This is a genomic window from Streptomyces sp. NPDC057565 (genome assembly GCF_042801455.1).
Taxonomy (GTDB): Bacteria; Actinomycetota; Actinomycetes; order Streptomycetales; family Streptomycetaceae; genus Streptomyces; species Streptomyces yanii.
Window position 1 is genome coordinate 1 of record NZ_JBHVFU010000169.1, and the last position, 1,780, is coordinate 1,780.

A 1,780-nucleotide genomic window follows, 5' to 3' on the forward strand; every position below is an offset into this window, starting at 1 on the left:
CAATGCCACGAAGTTAGCGTCGCAGCCGCCAAGTCAAGGGCGGTCCGAGATGAGTGGTTCTGGCGGTGCAGGGCGGGATCCCTTGGTAAGAGGAAGTCGACCAAGATGTTCCTGACCAGGGGATCCGTTGTCGAGCCAGCTTTCCACTTACACCATGACGCGCACTACCACCGTCGCCGCGGGCGCCTTCGCGCCGGGCCATCTTGGTGGGCTGACGCAGCACATACCCTTCGAGCTCGTCGATGATGTCCTCGAAGAGACCAAGACCGTTCAGGTCCGCGTGCGTACGCTCCCGTCCCGGGTCGGTATCTACTTCGTCCTGGCCCTGGGCCTGTTCCCGACCCTGGGATACAGACGTGTGTGGGACAAGCTCGTGGCCGGCTTGTCGGGCATCGACCTGTGCATTCCTTCGGAAGCCGCCCTGCGGCAGCTACGCCGACGTCTGGGGCCGGAGCCGCTGAAGACTCTGTTCGACGTTCTGGCGGTGCCGCTGGCGCGGCCATCGACTCCCGGCGTCCGCTACCGGCGCTGGCGGACCGTAGCGTTCGACGGCTGTAGTTCCCTCAAGGCCCCTGACCTGCCACGTATCCGGGTCCTGCTGGGCAAAGTCCGGCACCACTGGGGCATGTCCGGCTACCCGTCTTTGAGGCTGACCGTGCTGTGCGAGACCGGGACCCGGGGCCTGCTCGGCGCGGTCTTCGGCCCGTCCGAGAACGGCGAGACCGCCCAGGCGAGCGAACTGCTGCCCCGGCTGACACCACAGATGCTCCTGCTGGCCGACCGAGCCTTCGACGGCGATGACTTCCTTCGCGCCGTCGCCGGCACCGGTTCTCAGTTCCTGGTCCGGCTGTGTGCCCACCGGCGCCCCGCGGTGCTGGCAGTCCTCCCCGACGGCTCCTACCTCACCCGCTTCCACGGTCTGCGCGTCCGCGTCATCGAAGCCGACATCACCCTCACCACCAGCAGCGGACAACGCATCACGGGCCGCTACCGGCTCGCGACAAGTCTCTTGAACCACCGCCAAGACCCTGCCGAGGCCCTAATCCGCCTCTACCACGAACGCTGGGAGATCGAGTCCGCCTTCTACTCGCTGCGGCACACCCTGCTGACCGGACGGGTCCTGCGTTCCCAAGAGCCGCGCGGACTCGAGCAGGAAGTGTGGGCTCTGCTCACTCTCTACCAGGTGCTCCGCACGGCAATGGTCGAGGCCGTCGAGTCCGTTCCCGGGGTCGACCCGGACCGGGCAAGCTTCACCGTAGCCCTTCAAGCTGCCCGCGACCAGGTGGTCCGTGCCGACTACGTCCTGCCGACCTCGTCGAACCGCACCCCCTTTTCCACTGCGGTCCTGTCTGCTCTGCTGCCGCCCAGACGCCCACGCACCAGCGCCCGCAAGGTCAAGTGTCCGACCTCGCGCTATCCGGCGAACCCGACTAGCGAGCATCCCTTGACCAGCCAGAACGTCACCAGCCTCGCCGTCGAGATCCACACCCAGCCCCCATCATCCGCAGCACACGGACGCAGCGGTCAACGCAACCAAGTCCTCCAGCACATGCGAACCTCACCTCATCGGTCCTGGCACGCGCGCGAGCTGGCCACGGCCCTCGGCTTCACCCACTACGACAGCTTCTGCGTCCAGCTGGGCCGCTGGACACGGGAAGGTCTCCTCGAAAAGATCGCGAACGCGACCTACAAGCTCGCCCCCGAATGCCTACCGCCTCAAGCTTCGCCCACCGACAGCCGCCCTTGACTTGGCGGCTGCGACGCTAACTTCGTGGCATTG

1 protein-coding gene is annotated in these 1,780 nt (G+C 66.5%); it reads left to right on the forward strand.

Features of this window, described 5'->3' with window-relative positions; translation table 11 throughout:
* Positions 1 to 127 precede the first annotated feature (127 nt).
* Positions 128 to 1,747: an IS4 family transposase gene (locus ACFU8W_RS52410; RefSeq protein WP_384052981.1), complete on the forward strand. Its 1,620-nt coding sequence runs from the start codon at positions 128 to 130 to the stop codon at positions 1,745 to 1,747.
* The last annotated feature ends 33 nt before the right edge of the window (positions 1,748 to 1,780 follow it).